Annotated in this window: 4 protein-coding genes; 1 reads left to right on the top strand and 3 read right to left on the bottom strand. The window is 41.1% G+C overall.

Annotated elements, in window-relative coordinates:
* Together H1S01_RS19765 and spoIID are read right to left on the bottom strand one after the other, a co-directional pair.
* A partial coding sequence (locus H1S01_RS19765) for a threonine/serine exporter family protein (protein WP_188042102.1) occupies positions 1-517 on the bottom strand: 517 nt, incomplete at its 3' end.
* Between the two features lie 362 nt (positions 518-879).
* Entirely contained in the window at positions 880-1845 is a 966-nt protein-coding gene (gene spoIID, locus H1S01_RS19760) for a stage II sporulation protein D (protein ID WP_188042101.1), read from the bottom strand.
* Positions 1846-2527: 682 nt separating this feature from the next.
* Here spoIID and H1S01_RS19755 point away from each other — a divergent pair.
* Positions 2528-2890: a hypothetical protein gene (locus tag H1S01_RS19755; RefSeq protein ID WP_188042100.1), complete on the top strand. Its 363-nt coding sequence runs from the start codon at positions 2528-2530 to the stop codon at positions 2888-2890.
* Here the strand turns inward: H1S01_RS19755 and H1S01_RS21245 are convergent.
* Positions 2877-3084: hypothetical protein (locus tag H1S01_RS21245; RefSeq protein WP_207732429.1), on the bottom strand; the 208-nt coding region annotated here is incomplete at its 5' end. The two genes, H1S01_RS19755 and H1S01_RS21245, sit on opposite strands and share 14 nt — an antisense overlap.

Below are 3084 nucleotides of genomic sequence, written 5' to 3'. Positions count from 1 at the left end.
CAAACCCTAAGAAAATTTCTCGTACAAAAGATAACTGACCAATAAAGCTTAGTTTTTCTAAGATACCAAATAGAAACAAACCAACGAAAATTGCTATAAAGAAGTGGGTCATTGTACCCTCACTTAGCAGTGACAGCATGGCAGCGTTAAACGATAGTAACCCGATTTTATAAAATTTCGGGATGCCAGGCATTCGTTCAATCACAATTGCTTCTTCAATTGCCTCTTCCAACGAGACTTTTCGGTTCACCAAACGACGAGATAAATCATTAGCATAGGCGATTTTAGTTAGATTAACACCTTGACGAGTCACTCTACGGACGGACGTGTGAACTTGTCTATTCACATCAGTCGCACTGATGGTAATGCTATTGGGTGTTACCGTGGTATGTACATCGCAGATATTATCGAGTGCTAAGGCTGCATATTTAATACACTCTTCTGCACGATAAATTTCGGCCCCGTTTGCTACCATTATGCGCCCAATAGTATGGAGGAATTCAATGGATAGGATCATGGGATGCTTGCTTCACTTCCATTAAGATACGACATTTTACTTTATACTAGAGCTGTCGACTCGCCTTACCTTTTCTACGTCACTATTGTGATAAGAACAATACAATTAAATAAGAGACCAAAGACTCGTCAATGCATTGGGAATAGGTTTTGAAAAATGGAAATACCTATTTCTCGTAAAGCAAAATATGTTTAAATAAATCCAACGATAATAACCCTTATAAGTTTCTTTTCTCGGTTACATATTTATATATGCTAATTTTCATAAGTAGAACTAAAAATAATATGGAAGGGGGAGATGGGAATTCCGGGAGGCCGTTCGAATGGAAACAAACTTTCCATACGATAAAATCGATTAAGAGGTTAATACATCCTTTTTAATTGTGTGCCTGGATAATAATGTGCAAGGATCTCATCGTATGATTTACCTTCTATGGCCATAGTGATATCTCCAGACTGACACAAACCAACGGCGTGACCGTTCCCTCTCGTCTCAATTTCAATCTCATTATGATTCCAATTTATTTTCATATCTGTCGAGGGTAGCCCAAGTGCTGCGCGTAATCTCGAACCTTTTACTTCGGTCAACCCAATTTGGACAGTTTTGGTTCGTCCACTCGATGTTTTGTCCGTTATTTGCACGGCTTTTATTCGTTCTCGGGGTTTCATTGCCGATAGGGTAGTACCTAACTTTGCATCCAGTTCATCTGGGGAAAAAAGAATATCTTTAATTACAGGTTTTTCCGGACAAGTCACACTACGTAAATATGGTATATCGGAACCCCATTCATCTGCGGCTGACTCTGTATGACCACCACACGAATCAGAATAGGCGGCCAGGATCACTTCATTATCATATATCAAGAACTGTCCTTGAGTGTCCTTCACCGCCTGTTTAATTAACCCTGTGTAATCCGATGTTTTTTGTCCCCATCGCTCTTGGCGCTCTTCTGGCGATAACCAGACCTGACAGTGTATAGTGGTACAAATCGGGTCGCCGTTCGATGTGCGATGCCAAGCATAGCTACGGGCTGCCACAGCCATCGCCTTTAAGGCTTCCAGCGGATCAAGTGGAGACATTTCTCCAGCCAATACACCGACCAGGTATTCTTCCATAGGTATTTCAATGACCTGTCCATCTTTGAGTTGGAGTGGAATTCTATGTTCGTCTGTACTAGCTAACTCTCTCGTTTCTTTTACTGTGGTTTCTTTAGCGATTGAACTCCGTGGATTATTAATTATCATTAGGGGAATGCCTAACACTAGAAGCAAAACAGTTGTTATTGAACTGAATATGTAAAGTTTCCAACGACCGAGCTTGTGCGGCATGTGGATTTCACTCCTGTCATTGCATGTACATGCGCCAACATGTATATGACAGAGCGAGCCAACTGATGACTTACCTCGGAATGCTTTAGAAAAAGGAAAAGCGTGGCCGCTCATAGAAAGGCCCACGCTCCGATATTAAAGAACATAAAAAGCGGTGGTAGGGTATGAACCAGTACCCCAAATAACCTCACAAAAGCTATTGAAGTAAATCCCTGCCAGCATCGCTAAAACATTATAACCACCGAATCAACGGAACATGTACACGTAATTTTCGTTTATTAGCGTCCATTAGTGGGTACGGAAAACAATAGTTATCTAGAGAGGGAGAATCTATTGCCCCTTAAGCTATTAAATGCGAATTGAACCTTGATAACAAATATTAGAAATCGAGAGTATAGTAATAAAGAACCCACACGAAAGGAGGAATCCAAATGGCCATTCGAACTTTTACGATCACGCTCAACCGAGGAGAAACGGTTGTTATTCGCGTACGATGCCGCCGACGCCGTATGATGATGGGTTGATTTGGAACAAAAACTGGTAACCGCTGGAGGTTATTCCTTCAGCGGTTTTTAATTCAGAGTCTAAATATCGTCGTCGTAAATGAAACTTTGTGGTTATTTACAACAATACAGTGGAATAGATAAAATACAGTGATTATATTTATTAAGGAGCCGAGATTGTGCAGACCCCAGTAACGGAAATTAAAAAAGCATATTACGAAGAAATCCGTGAGAAGAAAACCACAGCCTCCGGCATCCGTGGTCGGGCCTCCCGACTGAGCCGTGTCGGCAGCATGGTCATGCCGTCTGATTGGATGTCGGGGAAGGCCAAACGAGATTACCGTCGGCCAGGGCCGTTAATCACTTACTCATTATTTGAGGACTTGGTACCATTCGACGTGTTTGATCGGATGAAGTATGAGCAACACGTCCAACTGCTCCCTAAGTGGCGGAAGAAGTATGGCGATGATTATATCTGTCGGGAGTGGGGGCTGTCGAGTTATGGATTTAACATAATTTTAGAGGCTATTACTTCGCGGTGACTGATTGTTTTAGCTCGTCCATAATTTTGAAAATTTCAGCTGACAATCTTTCTAACTCTAAATTTAATTTTTTGGTCTCTATAATATTATTTTTTTTGTACATTTGAATTGCTTCAGCACATTTTTGATGAAATTGGGAGTGTAATAAGCCAAGTTGCTTAAACGATTCAGAACGTGCAAACAATTTTTGACCA

It is taken from the genome of Heliobacterium chlorum (genome assembly GCF_014502795.1).
Taxonomy (GTDB): Bacteria; Bacillota; Desulfitobacteriia; order Heliobacteriales; family Heliobacteriaceae; genus Heliobacterium; species Heliobacterium chlorum.
The sequence above is the reverse complement of the archived record's forward strand: the minus strand, read 5'-3'. Positions and strand labels throughout refer to the sequence as shown.